General features: G+C 72.5%; 5 protein-coding genes and 3 pseudogenes. 4 read left to right on the top strand and 4 right to left on the bottom strand.

Going from position 1 to position 14,988, the window contains the following annotated elements; translation table 11 throughout:
* Nucleotides 1-18: 18 nt before the first annotated feature.
* Together WBK50_RS26190 and WBK50_RS26185 are read left to right on the top strand one after the other, a co-directional pair.
* The gene (locus WBK50_RS26190; protein WP_341338152.1) at nucleotides 19-936 is read left to right on the top strand and encodes a tetratricopeptide repeat protein; all 918 of its coding nucleotides are present in this window, start codon (nucleotides 19-21) and stop codon (nucleotides 934-936) included.
* Nucleotides 937-1,022: 86 nt separating this feature from the next.
* A complete protein-coding gene (locus tag WBK50_RS26185; protein WP_341338151.1) occupies nucleotides 1,023-2,291 on the top strand; it encodes a glycosyltransferase family 87 protein in 1,269 nt (422 codons plus the stop codon).
* Between the two features lie 878 nt (nucleotides 2,292-3,169).
* Here WBK50_RS26185 and glgB read toward each other — a convergent pair.
* From glgB to treS, 3 genes and pseudogenes are all read right to left on the bottom strand, one after another.
* Nucleotides 3,170-5,362: pseudogene (gene glgB, locus WBK50_RS26180) on the bottom strand (1,4-alpha-glucan branching protein GlgB); the annotation flags it as partial.
* Nucleotides 5,363-5,522: 160 nt separating this feature from the next.
* Nucleotides 5,523-6,917 (bottom strand): maltokinase N-terminal cap-like domain-containing protein, encoded by a 1,395-nt coding sequence (locus WBK50_RS26175; RefSeq protein WP_341338150.1) that lies wholly within the window; start codon nucleotides 6,915-6,917, stop codon nucleotides 5,523-5,525.
* A complete protein-coding gene (gene treS / locus WBK50_RS26170; protein WP_445942306.1) occupies nucleotides 6,914-8,677 on the bottom strand; it encodes a maltose alpha-D-glucosyltransferase in 1,764 nt (587 codons plus the stop codon). The genes WBK50_RS26175 and treS overlap by 4 nt, the downstream gene beginning before the upstream one ends.
* 136 nt (nucleotides 8,678-8,813) lie before the next feature.
* On the opposite strand from treS, the pseudogene WBK50_RS35425 reads away from it, so the two are divergent.
* A pseudogene (locus WBK50_RS35425) lies at nucleotides 8,814-9,956 on the top strand (dihydrofolate reductase family protein).
* 58 nt (nucleotides 9,957-10,014) lie between these two features.
* On the opposite strand, the pseudogene WBK50_RS26155 reads toward WBK50_RS35425, so the two are convergent.
* Nucleotides 10,015-11,986: pseudogene (locus WBK50_RS26155) on the bottom strand (alpha-1,4-glucan--maltose-1-phosphate maltosyltransferase).
* Between the two features lie 400 nt (nucleotides 11,987-12,386).
* Between WBK50_RS26155 and glgP the strand changes: the two are divergent.
* Nucleotides 12,387-14,924: an alpha-glucan family phosphorylase gene (glgP, locus tag WBK50_RS26150; protein ID WP_341338147.1), complete on the top strand. Its 2,538-nt coding sequence runs from the start codon at nucleotides 12,387-12,389 to the stop codon at nucleotides 14,922-14,924.
* Nucleotides 14,925-14,988: the final 64 nt, after the last annotated feature.

The following is a 14,988-nucleotide window of genomic DNA, read 5'->3' as shown; positions in this document are numbered from 1 at the left end:
GCGGCGCTGTCCTCCAGGATGGCGGGTGCCGTCGACCTCTCCGCACTCAAGGCGCGTACGGAGGCCGCCGCGCGCCGGCCCGCCGGCGGCGCCGCGCCGTCCGGTGGCGGAGGCGGTGGTCAATGGGCCCTGGACGTCACCGAACAGACCTTCCAGACAGACGTCATCGAGCGCTCGATGCAGGTCCCGGTCGTCGTCGACCTGTGGGCGGACTGGTGTGAGCCGTGCAAGCAGCTCTCCCCGGTGCTGGAGCGCGCGGCGGCGGCCGGCGGCGGCGCCTGGGTGCTCGCCCGGATCGACGTCGACGCCAACCCCCGCATCGCGCAGGCCTTCGGGGTGCAATCGCTCCCCATGGTCGTCGCGGTCGTGGGCGGCCAGCCCGTCGACGCGTTCAACGGCGCCCTGCCCGAGCCGCAGATCAAGCAGTGGATCTCCTCGCTGCTCGACGCGCTGCGGGAGCGCATGCCGGCGATCGCCGAGGCGGAGGCCCGGGCCGGCACCGCCGCCGAGCCCGAGGAGGAGCCGGAGGACCCGCGCTTCACCGCCGCCGAGGAGGCCCTCGAGGTAGGCGACCTCGACGCCGCCGAGGCCGCCTACCAGGCGATCCTGGCTGCCGAGCCCGCGAACGAGCAGGCCCTCGCGGCCCTCTCGCAGGTCCGGTTCCTGGCCCGCGCGGAGAAGGCGGACCCGGCCTCGATCGAGCTCGCGGACGCCGAGCCGGACAACGTGGACCTGCAGCTCGCCGCCGCGGACGCCGAGGTGGCGATCGACCGGGTGGAGGCCGCGTTCTCCCGGCTGGTCGCCACGGCCGGCCGGACCTTCGGCGAGGACCGGGACCGGGTGCGCGAGCACCTCGTCGGCCTGTTCGAGCTCTACCCGGCGGACGACCCGCGGGTCACCACCGCGCGCCGGGCGCTGGCCCGCGTGCTGTTCTGATCCGCCGGAGCGCGCGGGCGGGGGCCGGTCCGGGTACGGGGAGGCCATCGCCAGCGCACGGGACGGCGAGGCTACCGTCGGCGACCGTGTCCGACACCTCGACCGCCGCGCCGTCCGTGCCGGGTGTCCCCGACCCGTCGGGGACGACGCCTCCGAGGCGGTGGCCGCCGTCGAGGCTGTACGCCGCGCTGGGCGTCGGGATCGTGCTGGTGCTGACGGTCGTCCTGCACTGGACGCACCCGAACGCGCTGGTGACGCTGCTGCCGTCGACGGACATGACCGAGCTGCACGTCGACTTCGACACCTTCTGGCAGTCCTCGGTCGCGCTCCTGCACGGCCAGGACATCTACGACACCCCGGCCAAGCTCACCAACCTGAACCCGCCGCTGCTGTCGGTGCTGCTGGCGCCGTTCGCGGCCCTCGATCCGCTGACCGCCTATCGCGTCTTCGCCACGCTGACGCTGCTCCTGATCGTCGCGGCGGTGCTGGTCGTGGTCCGGGAGCTGCGGCTGTCCCGGGGCTGGACGGTCGCGGCCACGCTCGCGCTGCTGGCGTCGTCGCCGCTGCACGGCACCCTGGTGCTCGGCCAGATCTACGGGTTGCTGCTCGTGGGGCTGGTCGCGGGCTGGGTCGCCGAGCGTCGCGGGCACCCGGTGCTGGCCGCCGTCCTGTACGGGGTCACCGTCGCGCTGAAGCCTTCGCTGGCCCCGATCCTCGTGCTGCCCCTCGTGCAGCGTCGGTGGCGGCCGTTCGCGGCCGGAATCGCGGGAGCGGCGGTGGCGACGCTCGTCGGTGTGCTGGTGGCCGGGCTCAAGAGCGGCACCGAGTGGATCCGCATCGCGACCACCGAGCCCGTCCCGGACGTCCTGGACAACGCGGCGCTGCCCGGGCTGACGCTACGGCTGGGCATCACCTCGGCCGTCGGCTCGGCGCTCGGCGCGGTACTCCTGATCGGGACCCTCGCCTGGTTCTGGCGGCGGGCCCAGCGGTTCGGCATCGACCCGATCGCGAGCACGGCGCACGGGACGGACCCCGCGGGCACGGCGCCCTGGGCCGTGGTCGCGGCCGGGCTGCTGTTCTCGCCCATCGCCTGGCACAACTACCTCTTGCTGCTGTTGCCCGGCCTGCTCGTGCTGATCGCGGCGGCGCCCGCCGGGAGCCCGCGTCGCGCGTGGGGCGCCGTGCTGCTGGCCCTCCCGGTGATCCCGGTGTCCTGGGGCGACCTGTGGACGCCGGAGAACCCGTGGTCGCCGGTCGGACGGTCGCTGTACTGCGCGATCCTGCTGGCCTACTGGTTCACCCTGGTCCGCCCGGGTGCGCCGGTGAGGACCGACCGGGCCGACGCCCGGGTCTGACCGCGAGAACGCGCGCAGGCCCGGTCGCCGGGAGCGACCGGGCCTGCGCGTGGATCGGCGTCCGAGGATCAGCCGGTGGTGCGCGGCCCTTCCGGGCCCTCGGCCTCGGGCGAGGTCCCGGACGGCTGCTCGGCTTCGGACGAGACCCCGGCCCCCGAGGGCGACGCGGCACCCCCGTCCTCGTCGGCCGCGATGTCCTCGACCAGCGCCTCGGCCGGGGGGCTGTCCGCGGTCGAGGCCGCCGGGGCGTCGGACCCGACGAGATCCGGTGTGGCCACCTCGGACGTGTCCGGCGTGGACGCCTCGGTCGGGCTCGCCGCCCCGTACGTCCGGTTCCCGGACGACTGCGGCGCGGCCGGCGTCTCGACGGCCGGGTCCGCGCTCGTCTCCACCGGGTCCGTGGAGGCCTCCGACGTCCCCGGATCCGACGGCTCGGACTCCGGCGCACCATCCGACATCGACATCCCGACCTGGGACGACGGGGCGCCGGCCGCCGGTGCATCTGCCGTCGTGACGGCCGAACCGGTGGCCGCTTCCGCGTCCTGCTCGTCGTCGAACACGGTGTCGTCGAACATCGTGCCCGGAACGGAGCCCGTCTCGGCCTCCGCTTCGGCCGGTACCGCGGCGTCGGCAGCCGGGGACTCCGGCGTCACCGCCGGGAAGCCCGTGGGCGGGGTGTGTGCCGACGCGAACTCAGGGTCCACCGGCGTCGGGTCCGCCGCCGGCGACGTGACCTGCCCGCCCGACGGCAGCGGTGCGGGGCTCGAGGTGATCGGGGCGGAAGCGATCGGAGCCGACGTGATCGGCGCCGGGGCGACCCGCGTCGAGACCCGGGCCCCGGCCGCGGCGGCCTTCGGGTGGACCGGACCACCGGTCGTCTCCGGGACGAGCCAGAGCACACCGGACGGGGGCAGCCGCAGCACCGCGGACGCGGGCCTGCCGTGCCACATCACCGGCTCCGCCTCGACCACGCCGAGGTTCCCCACGCCCGAGCCGCCGTAGCTGCTCGCGTCCGTGTTGACCACCTCGCGCCACCGGCCGCCGAAGGGCAGCCCGACGCGGTAGTTCTCGTTCGGCGTCCCCGAGAAGTTCGCGATGCAGGCCAGCACGTTCGGCCGCCCGTCGACCGCGGGGTCGTTGCTCCCGAACCGGAGGAAGCTGAGCACGTTCCCGGCCGCGTCGTTCGCGTCGATCCACGCGAAGCCCTCGGGCGTGTTGTCCTTCGTCCACAGTGCCGGGTTGTCCCGGTAGACGCGGTTGAGGTCCCCGACGAGCGTCTTGATGCCGCCGTGCAGCGGGTCCGCGAGCAGGTCCCAGTCCAGCGAGCGCTGCTCGGACCACTCCCTGACCTGCCCGAACTCCCCGCCCATGAAGACGAGCTGCTTGCCCGGGTGGGCCCACATGAACGCCAGCAGGGCGCGCACGCCGGCGGCCTTGTTCCAGTCGTCGCCGGGCATCCGGGTCCACATCGAACCCTTGCCGTGCACGACCTCGTCGTGGCTGATCGGGAGCACGTAGTTCTCGCTGAACGCGTACATGAGCGAGAACGTCAGCTGGTTGTGGTGGAACGCGCGGTGGATCGGATCACGCCCGAAGTAGTCCAGCGTGTCGTGCATCCACCCCATGTTCCACTTCATCCCGAAGCCGAGCCCGCCCATGTACGTGGGCCGGGTGACGCCCGGCCACGCGGTGGACTCCTCGGCGATCGTGACGACGCCGGGGTGCGCCCGGTAGACGGTCGCGTTCATCTCCTGCAGGAACGCGACGGCCTCGAGGTTCTCCCGTCCGCCGTGGATGTTCGGCAGCCACTGGCCCTCGGGCCGGGAGTAGTCCAGGTAGAGCATCGAGGCGACGGCGTCGACCCGCAGCCCGTCGACGTGGAACTCCTCGATCCAGTACAGCGCGTTCGCGACGAGGAAGTTCCGCACCTCCTTGCGCCCGAAGTCGAAGACGAGCGTGCCCCAGTCCGGCTGCTCGCCGCGCCGCGGGTCCGCGTGCTCGTAGAGCGGGGTGCCGTCGAACTTGGCCAGCGCCCACTCGTCGCGCGGGAAGTGCGCGGGGACCCAGTCCACGATGACGCCGTAGCCGGCCTGGTGCAGCCGGTCCACGAAGTATCGAAAGTCGTCCGGGGTGCCGAAACGCGACGTCGGCGCGTAGTACGAGGTGACCTGGTAGCCCCACGAGCCGCCGAACGGGTGCTCCGCGACGGGCAGCAGCTCGACGTGCGTGAAGCCCGTCTCGGCCAGGTACTCGACGAGCTGGTCCGCGATCTCCCGGTAGCCGTTGCCCTGGCGCCACGAGCCGAGGTGCAGCTCGTAGACGCTCATGGGCTCGGCGTGCGGGGTGCCCTGGGCACGCTTGGCGATCCACTCGTCGTCGCCCCACCGGTGGTGCAGGTCGGCCACGACGGACGCGGTAGCGGGCGGGATCTCGGTGGCGAACGCCATCGGGTCCGCCTTGTCCCGCCAGCGGCCGTCCTGGCCGAGGATCCGGAACTTGTACCGGGTCCCGACGCCGACGTCCGGGAGGAAGATCTCCCAGATGCCGGACGTGCCGAGCGAGCGCATCGGGTGCGCCCAGCCGGCCCAGCCGTCGAAGTCCCCGGTGACCCGGACGCCCTGGGCGGTCGGCGCCCAGACGGCGAAGCTGGTGCCGGTCACGGGGCCGGAGATCGTGTCGTAGTGGCGCACATGCGCGCCGAGCACGTCCCAGAGCCGCTCGTGACGGCCCTCGCTGATGAGATGCAGGTCGATCTCGCCCAGCGTCGGGAGCCAGCGGTACGGGTCGTCGACGACGTCGACGCGGTCGCCGTAGCGGACCCGGACGCGGTAGTCGCCGCCCGGTCCCTCGACGACGCCGGAGAAGAGCCCGGCGTCGTGCACCTTCACCAGCGGGTGCGCGTCGTTCGGGTCGCCGTTGCGCAGGACGGCGACCTCGTCGGCGTGCGGCCTGAGCACGCGGACGACGGTGCCGTCGGGATGCGGGTGGGCGCCCAGAACGCCATGCGGGTTGTGGTGGGCACCACCCAGCAGCCGGTCGGTCGTCGCCTGGTCCGGGGGGCAGGGGTCGATCGTGCGGGTGTCCTCGAGCTCCACCCGTGAACCCTATTGCTCCTTCACCCCGTGCGCTCCCCCTGGGCCGCCGTGTGGGGTACACGATCGGCTGCTAGCGCGGGGTCCACGGCGGACTTCGGCCGACCGGCTCGGCGGTCCCTGCGCCCCGGCCCGCGGGTCAGCGGGCGGCGGAGGGTGCCGAGTCGCTCACCAGCCGGGCGATCGAGCCCAGCGGGATAGGCGCCCAGGTCGGACGGGAGCGGGTCTCGTAGACGACCTCGTAGACCGCCTTGTCCAGCTCGAAGGCCTTGAGCACGGTCTGCTGCTCCCGCGGGTCCGCTCCGGCACCCACGGCGTAGCCGTCGCAGAAGGCGGTGCGGTTGCGGGTGGCCCACTCCTCGGCGCGCTGGTGGAGCTGGTGCTCCTCGCCCTCGCTCGCGCCCTGGCGGGCGACCTGGTGGTACGCCGCGTAGTCGAACGACCGCAGCATCCCCGCGACGTCGCGCAGCGGCGAGTCCGGCTGCACGCGCTCGGCGAGCGTCGCGGACGGCTCGCCCTCGAAGTCAAGGATCAGCCAGCCGTAGGGAGTGCGCAGGGTCTGCCCGAGGTGCAGGTCGCCGTGCACGCGCTGGGTCGGGATGGTGCCGGACAGCGACTCGTAGACGGCGCGGACGCCGGCCACGTGCTCGCCGAGCTCGGGGACCTGGGCCGCGGCGACGGACAGCCGCGCGGCGAGCGCGGCGCCGAGCTCGGCGCCGTCCCGGCTGCCCGTGCCGAGCGCCTCGGCGAGCTCGGAGTGCAGCACGGCGACGGTCTGACCCAGCCGGTGGGCCTCGCCCGCGAAATCCCCCCCGACCTCGGACGCGTAGAGGTCCGCCTCGGCGAACAGGTCCCGGACGCTCGCCAGCGCCATGGCCCAGCCCTCGGCCGAGTTGCCCGCGAAGTCCTGCAGCATGCCCAGCGTGGCCGGCTGCCCGTCGAGCACGCCCTCGACCGCGCCCTGCAGCCCGGCGACCTGCTCGCTGCCGACCCGGCGCAGCGCGCGGTGCAGCTCGAGGTCCGGGTTCAGCCCGGGCGCGATCCGGCGGAACAGCTTGAAGATGCTCTTGTCCCCGTATGCGACCGAGGTGTTCGACTGCTCGACGCCGAGGATCCGCCCCGGCATCCCGACCGGCAGCTCCGCGCCCGGCTCGGGCACGAACCGCACGTCCCCGCACACGCGGCTCTCCCGGATCGCGTCCAGCAGCCAGCGCGTGGCCTCCGGGTCCCACATCGCGTCGTAGGCGACGTGCCCGCCGACGGCGCCGATCGTCGCGTACTCCAGCTCCGTTGCCGGCACGGTCCGGCGGCCGAGCAGCAGCTGGTAGTGGTCCGGCTCGGGCGAGTCCGCGAACTCCACACGCAGCAGGCACAGATCGAGGAGCAGCTCAGAGCCCTCGACGAGCGGAGTCACCGCGGCCACGGAGACCGCGGACACCGGGCGTCCCTTGGCTGCGAACCAACGCTGCCGCACCAGGTACTCGGGCAGGTGGAGGGGCAGCTCCTCGGCCAGGGCCGCGTCCGGGGCCGTCATGCACTCTCCTCCGCGGGTTTGATCGAGAACCAGTAGAAGCCGTGGCCCGGCAGGGTCAGCAGGTAGGGCAGCTGACCGATCCGCGGGAAGGGCACGCCTCCGGTGAGCTCGTGGGGAACGCTTCCCTGCCAGGCCGACAGGTCCAGCTCGACGGGCTGCGGGAAGCGGGACATGTTGTTGACGCACAGCACGGTGTCCCGGCCCTCGGGACCGTCGTAGGTGCGGGTGTAGGCGAGCACGGACGGGTTGGAGCCGCCGAGCTCGTGGTAGTCGCCCATGCCGAAGGCGCAGTGCCGCTTGCGGATCTCGATCATGTGCCGGTTCCAGTTCAGCAGCGACGTCGACGAGTTCGACTGCGCCTCGACGTTCACCGCCTGGTAGCCGTACACCGGGTCCATGACGGCGGGCAGGTACAGCCGGCCCGGGTCGCACATCGAGAAGCCCGCGTTGCGGTCCGGCGTCCACTGCATGGGGCTGCGGACCGCGTCCCGGTCGCCGAGCCAGATGTTGTCCCCCATGCCGATCTCGTCGCCGTAGTAGAGCACCGGCGAGCCGGGCAGCGAGAGCAGCAGCGCGGTGAACAGCTCGAGCTGGTTGCGGTCGTTCTCCAGTAGCGGGGCCAGCCGGCGGCGGATGCCGATGTTCGCCTTCATCCGCGGGTCCTTGGCGTACTCCGCGTACATGTAGTCGCGTTCCTCGTCGCTGACCATCTCGAGGGTGAGCTCGTCGTGGTTGCGCAGGAAGATCCCCCACTGCGCGCCCGACGGGATCTCCGGCGTCTGGGCCAGGATCTCCGAGATCGGGAAGCGGTTCTCGCGGCGCACGGCCATGAAGATGCGCGGCATCAGCGGGAAGTGGAAGGCCATGTGGCACTCGTCGCCGCCGACCTCCGCGTCCCCGAAGTACTCCACGACGTCCGACGGCCACTGGTTGGCCTCGGCGAGCATGACCCGGCCGGGGTACTCGTCGTCGATCACCTTGCGGCAGCGCTTGAGGAACTGGTGGGTCTCGGTGAGGTTCTCGCAGTTCGTGTCGTCCCGCTCGAACAGGTACGGCACCGCGTCCAGCCGGAAGCCGTCGATCCCGAGGTCCAGCCAGAAGCGCAGGACGTCGATCATCGCCTCCTGCACGGCCGGGTTGTCGTAGTTCAGGTCCGGCTGGTGGGAGAAGAAGCGGTGCCAGTAGAACTGGCCGCGCACCGGGTCGTAGGTCCAGTTCGACGACTCGGTGTCCACGAAGATGACGCGGGCGTCCGGGTAGCGGGTGTCGTCGTCGGACCAGACGTAGAAGTCCCCGTACGGGCCCTCGGGGTCCCGCCGCGAGGCCTCGAACCACGGGTGCTGGTCCGAGGTGTGGTTCATGACGAGGTCGGTGATGATCCGGAGGCCGCGCTTGTGCGCCTCGTCGAGGAGGTAGACGAAGTCCTCGACGGTTCCGAACTCGGGCAGCACCGCGCGGAAGTCCCGGATGTCGTAGCCGCCGTCGCGCAGCGGTGAGTCGTAGAACGGCGGGAGCCAGAGGCAGTCCGCGCCGAGCCACTGGATGTAGTCGAGCTTCTCGGTCAGCCCGCGTAGGTCCCCGAACCCGTCCCGGTTCGAGTCGTTGAACGCGCGGACCAGGACCTCGTAGAACACCGCCGTCTTGAACCAGTCCCGGTCCACCTCGAGGGTCCGGGCATGCCCGAAATCCTCCGCGGGGGGTTCGGTCACGGTCAGGTGCTCGCCGGCGTCGCCGCTGCCCGTCTCGACCATCTCGCTCATCGCTGCCAACAGTAGTCGGGCGTACCCGGATCTTCAGGACGAGACCGTGCGCAACGGTGTGCGGGGGTCGCGACCGGGGCCGGCCATGCGTCGCGGGTCGGTTACCGTGTGCCACGGGGCGATCGGAGGGTTGGCCGTGGACCAGCAGGCGGACACCGCGCGCCCCCGCGTGCTCCTGTCGGTCGCCTCGTCCCTCGACGGCTACATCGACGACGCGTCGGAACGCCGGCTGGTCCTGTCGAACCAGCAGGACCTGGACCGGGTGGACGAGGTCCGCGCGTCCGTCGACGCCATCCTCGTCGGCGCGGGGACGATCCGGGCGGACGACCCCCGCCTGCTGGTGCGGTCCGCGGAGCTCCGACGCCGCCGGGTCGAGGCCGGGCTGCCGGCCACCCCGGCCAAGGTCACCGTGACGGCGAGCGGGGACGTCGACCCGGACGCGCGGTTCTTCAGCGCGGGGGAGGCGGAGAAGCTCGTGTACACCTCGGACGCGGCCGTCGCGGGGGTCCGCGCGCGGCTCGGCACGGTGTCCACCGTGGTCGGCGCCGGGGACCCGCTCGACGTGCACCGCGTGCTCGCGGACCTCGCCGCCCGCGGGATCGGGACGCTGATGGTGGAGGGCGGCGGCGCGATGCACACCCTGTTCCTGACGGCCGGGGTCGTCGACGAGCTGCAGCTCGTCTACGCGCCGTTCTTCGTCGGGGACGCCGCGGCGCCGCGGTTCGTGCAGCCGGGGGTGTTCCCCAGGACCCGGCGCACCGGATGACGCTCGCCGAGGCGCGTCCGATCGGCGACGTCGTCCTGCTGCGCTACCTGATCGGAGACCCACGTGCCTGACGACCGCGGCCACCTCCTGCAGGCGATCGCGCTGGCCGAGCGGTGCCCCCCGTCGGACACCGCGTTCTCGGTGGGGGCCGTCGTCGTCGGCGCGGACGGAACCGTCCTCGCCACCGGCCACTCCCGCGAGGCGGACCCGCACGACCACGCGGAGGAGACCGCGCTCGCCAAGCTGGACCCGGCCGACCCCCGGCTCGCGGGCGCGACGATCTACAGCTCGCTGGAGCCCTGCAGCGCCCGCACGTCCCACCCGGTGAGCTGCACCCGGCTCATCCTGGGGGCCGGCATCCCGCGGGTCGTGTTCGCCTGGCGCGAGCCCGCGCTGTTCGTGTACTGCGAGGGCGCGGAGCTGCTGCGGGCGGCGGGACGCGAGGTCGTCGAGATGGCGGACCTGGCGCCGCTGGTCCGCCGCGCGAACGCACACCTGCCCGGCGTGGCGTAGCGAGGACACACCCACCGCGCCCGGCTCGGGAGAGCCGGGCGCGGTGGCGGTGTGCGGTCTACTTCTCCAGGCGGAGGATGTGCGCGACGTTCGCCCACGGCTCGAGGCGGACGTAGTTCCGCTCGCCCCACTGCCAGGTCTCGCCGGTGATCTCGTCGTGCACCCGGAACGAGTCGTCCCAGTCCATCCCGAGCTTCCGGCATGTCCAGCCGGACGGTGCCCTCGCGCATCTCGAACGAGTTCAGCGTGACCACCATGATGACGGTGTCCCCGGTGGCCGGGTCCGTCTTCGAGTAGGCGATCAGCTCGTCGTGGTCCGTCTCGTGGAAGTGGATGTTGCGCAGCTGCTGCAGCGCCGGGTGGCTGCGGCGGATCTCGTTGAGCCGGGTGATGTACGGCTCGAGCGAGCGGCCCTCGTTGAGCGCGGCGTGGAAGTCCCGCGGGCGCAGCTCGTACTTCTCCGAGTCCTTGTACTCCTCGCTGCCCGGCTTGACGGCCTCGCCCTCGAACAGCTCGAAGCCCGCGTACATGCCCCAGGTGGGCGACATCGTCGTCGCCAGCGCGGCCCGGATGGCGAACATCGCGGGGCCGCCGTGCTGCAGCGACTCGTGGAGGATGTCCGGGGTGTTGACGAACAGGTTGGGCCGGGCCTCGTCCGCGCGCTCGGCGTGCATGAGCGCGAACTCGGTCAGCTCCTCCTTCTCGGTCCGCCAGGTGAAGTACGTGTAGGACTGCGTGAAGCCGAGCCGGGCCAGGCCGAACAGGCGGGCGGGGCGGGTGAACGCCTCGGCGAGGAACAGCACCTCGGGGTGCCGCGCCTTGACCTGCCAGATCAACCAGTGCCAGAAGTTCGGCGGCTTGGTGTGCGGGTTGTCGACCCGGAAGATCTTGACCCCGTGCTCGACCCAGAACAGCACCACGCGCAGCGTCTCGGCGTAGAGCCCGGCCGGGTCGTTGTCGAAGTTGATCGGGTAGATGTCCTGGTACTTCTTCGGCGGGTTCTCCGCGTAGGCGATGGACCCGTCCGGGCGCACCGTGAACCACTCCGGGTGCTCGGAGACCCAGGGGTGGTCCGGCGCGCACTGGAGCGCGAAGTCCAGCGCGACCTCCATGCCGAGGTCGTTCGTGCGGGCCACGAAGGAGTCGAAGTCGTCGATCGTGCCGAGCTCGGGGTCGATCGCGTCGTGCCCGCCCTCGGCCGAGCCGATGGCCCACGGGGAGCCGACGTCACCCGGCTCGGCGAAGACCGAGTTGTTGCGGCCCTTGCGGTGCGCCGTGCCGACCGGGTGGATCGGCGGGAGGTAGACGACGTCGAAGGCCATCTGGGCGATGCGGTCAAGCTCCTTGGCCGCGGTGACGAACGAGCCGTGCACCGCGCGGCCGGTCTCGTCCCGGCCGCCGGTGGAGCGCGGGAAGAACTCGTACCAGGAGCCGAAGAGCGCGCGGGGACGGTCCACATAGACCTGCTGGGTGCGACCGCGGGTGATCAGCTCACGCACCGGGCGCTCGGTCATGATCGCGTGGACGGCCGGGAACATCGCCGGCGCGACCCGGGAGCGCAGCGGCAGCGCGGTGTCCCGCAACGCGTTCGCGGCGCCGAAGAGCAGGTCCCGGTTCGGGCGCTCGGAGGGGCGGCGGCCGACGCGCTGCAGCAGCCGGGCGCCCGTCTCCAGGTCGTTGGCCAGCTCGTCCGCGGACTGGCCGGCCCGCAGCTTCGCCTCGACGGCGTGCCGCCAGGTGGCCCACGGGTCGCTCCACGCGTCGACCCGGAACGTCCAGAGGCCGGTCTCGTCCGGCACGACGGTGGCGAGGAAGCGGTCTGTACCGATTCCGTCGGGGACCATACGGACGTGCTCGGCCGCGGAACGGGACCCGAGGCGCTTCCAGACCACATTGGCCGCGACGGCGTCGTGCCCCTCGCGCCAGACCGTGGCCCGGATCGGTACGACCTCGCCGACGACCGCCTTGCTCGGATGTCTGCCGTCACCCACCGAGGGGCTGACGTCATCGATTCCGAGCCGACCGGTCATCGACGCCACCCCCAGTTTCGGGAATTCCGAGAGGAACCCACAGTGTCGAGAAGTAAGGATTGTCTCGGCCTGTCCAGCAGCGAGAGTCACAACCGTACCTACCCCGTCCAGTCCTGACGCTAACCGGACCCGGCGTTGCGCCGGTCGTTCACACGCATTTCATCGGCACCTCACCGTTCGGGACGTCCCGCTCGGCGCGTCCGGGTTCGCCGGGTCGACGGCCGGACGCGCTCGGTGGCCGGCGACGCGATCGGGGACGTCCCGGGCCCGGGCCGGGTCCACCCGATCGTGCGGTGGACCGGGCCCGCTCGGACCCGGTAGGGGCCCCGGCGTGTCCGGATCGGCCCGAGGGGACTCCGGGATCGATTCCGGCACCGATCCACCGCTATCGTCTCCCGGGGTGAGAGCTCTCCGTCGGTTCACCGTCCGTGCCCAGCTGCCCGCCCAGCTCGCGCCCCTGCAGACCCTGGCCACCAACCTCCGGTGGAGCTGGCATCCCGCCACCCGCGACCTGTTCGCCTCCCTCGACGCCGACGCGTGGGCCCGCGCCGGGCGGGACCCCGTCCGGCTGCTCGGCGAGATCCCGAGCGCGAGGTTCGCCGAGCTGGCCGAGGACACCGAGATCGTCGGAGAGGTCCGCGAGCTGGCCGAGGACCTGCAGCGCTACCTCGACGAGGACCGCTGGTACCAGTCCGCGCGCGAGGCGGACCCGTCGATGCCGGCGGCCGTGGGGTACTTCTCGATGGAGTTCGGGGTCAACGAGGTCCTGCCGAACTACTCCGGCGGCCTCGGCGTCCTCGCCGGCGACCACCTCAAGGCCGCGTCCGACCTGGGCGTGCCGCTGATCGCCGTCGGGCTGCTGTACCGCTCCGGCTACTTCCGGCAGTCGCTCTCGCTCGACGGCTGGCAGCTCGAGCACTATCCGGTCCTGGACCCGCAGGGGCTGCCGCTGCAGCTGCTGACGGACGCGAAGGGCGAGCCCGTGCTCGTCGAGGTCGCGATGCCCGGGAACCGCACGCTGTCCGCGCGCATCTGGCAGGCCGCGGTCGGCCGGGTGCCGCTGCTGCTGCTGGACTCCGAGATCGAGGCCAACGACGCGGACCTGCGCGGCGTCACCGACCGGCTCTACGGCGGGGACCAGGACCACCGGATCAAGCAGGAGATCCTCATCGGCGTCGGCGGCGTGCGCGCCGTCCGCGCGTACTGCAGCGCGACCGGCCACGCCGTCCCCGAGGTCTTCCACACCAACGAGGGCCACGCCGGGTTCCTCGGCCTCGAGCGCATCCGCGAGCTGCAGACCGGCCGACGGCTGGACTTCGACCAGGCGCTCGCCGCCGTCCGCTCCGGGACCGTGTTCACCACGCACACCCCGGTCCCGGCGGGGATCGACCGCTTCCCGGTCGACATGGTCCGGCACTACCTGTCCGACGAGCTGCTGCCCGGCGTCCCGGCGGACCGGCTCCTCGCGCTCGGCGCCGAGGAGAACCCGTCGATGTTCAACATGGCGCACATGGGGCTGCGGCTCGCCCAGCGCGCCAACGGCGTCTCCAAGCTGCACGGCGACGTGTCCCGCGGCATGTTCGGCGGGCTCTGGGAGGGCTTCGACACCGACGAGGTGCCGATCGGCTCGGTCACCAACGGCGTCCACGGGCACACCTGGGAGGCCCGCGAGGTCGCCGAGCTGATCGGCCGGCCCGGCGACTCCACCCAGGGCGTGGGCGACGCCGAGCTCTGGGGCCTGCGCAACAGCCTGCGGGCCCGGCTCGTCGACGAGGTGCGCCGCCGGGTGCGCGCGGCCTGGCTGGAGCGTGGCGCCTCGACGCCCGAGCTCAGCTGGACCGACCACGTCTTCGACCCGGACGTCCTCACCGTCGGGTTCGCCCGCCGCGTGCCGACCTACAAGCGGCTCACCCTGATGCTGCGGGACCCGGACCGGCTCCGCGACCTGCTGCTCGACCCGCACCGCCCGGTGCAGCTGATCGTCGCCGGCAAGTCCCACCCCGCGGACGACGGCGGCAAGGCGCTCATCCAGCAGATCGTCCGGTTCGCCGACGACCCGGCCGTGCGGCACCGCATCGCCTTCCTGCCGGACTACGACATGTCCATGGCCCGGTACCTCTACTGGGGCTGCGACGTGTGGCTGAACAACCCGCTGCGCCCGCTCGAGGCGTGCGGGACGTCCGGCATGAAGTCCGCGCTCAACGGCGGGCTCAACCTCTCCATCCGCGACGGCTGGTGGGACGAGATGTACGACGGCGCGAACGGCTGGGCGATCCCGACCGCGGACGGGATCGACGACCCCCACAAGCGGGACGACCTCGAGGCCAACGCCCTCTACGAGCTGCTCGCCACCCAGGTCGGTCCGGCCTTCTACGAGCGCAGGGACGGCGTGCCGCCGCGCTGGACCGAGCTGGTCCGGCACACGCTGGAGACGCTGCGCCCGCAGGTGCAGGCGACGCGGATGGTGCGGGAGTACGTCGAGGACTGGTATGCGCCGGCGTCGCGGGCCGCCGCGGCCGTCGTCGGCCCGTCGCAGACCGGCGAGGCGTTCGGGGGCGCCAAGCAGGTCGCGGCGTACCGGGCCAAGCTGAACGCGTCCTGGACGAAGGTGCGGGTCGCGGGGGTCGACGCATCCGGGCTGCCGGACACCCCGGTGGTCGGCGCGCCGATGACCGTGCGCGCGGTCGTCGACCTCGCCGGGCTCGCGCCGGACGACGTGATCGTCGAGGCCGTCGTCGGGCGGGTCCACGAGACCGACGAGCTCGAGGACACCGTGCGGGTGGCGATGAAGCACGTCGGGCCGGACGGCGAGGGGGAGCGCTTCGAGGCGGTCGTCCCGCTGCCGCACGCGGGCCTCACCGGGTACACCGTCCGGGTCCTGCCGACCCACCCGCTCCTCGCCTCACCGGCGGAGCTGGGGAAGGTCGTCCTGGCCTGACCTGTGCGCGTGGAACCTCGTTCTCACGAGGTTCCACGCGCACAACCCCCGCTGACCAGGGGAA

The sequence above is a fragment of the Pseudonocardia sp. T1-2H genome, from assembly GCF_038039215.1.
In the GTDB taxonomy this organism is placed as follows: domain Bacteria; phylum Actinomycetota; class Actinomycetes; order Mycobacteriales; family Pseudonocardiaceae; genus Pseudonocardia.
This window is presented reverse-complemented; position numbering and strand designations above follow the sequence as displayed.

Bases quoted from the DNA above. Each gene is read 5' to 3' on its own strand.
- WBK50_RS26175 (WP_341338150.1), bottom strand. From the start codon at position 6,917: ATGACGGCCCCGGACGCGGCCCTGGCCGAGGAGCTGCCCCTCCACCTG.
- treS (WP_445942306.1), bottom strand. From the start codon at position 8,677: ATGAGCGAGATGGTCGAGACGGGCAGCGGCGACGCCGGCGAGCACCTG.
- WBK50_RS26190 (WP_341338152.1), top strand. From the start codon at position 19: ATGGCGGGTGCCGTCGACCTCTCCGCACTCAAGGCGCGTACGGAGGCC.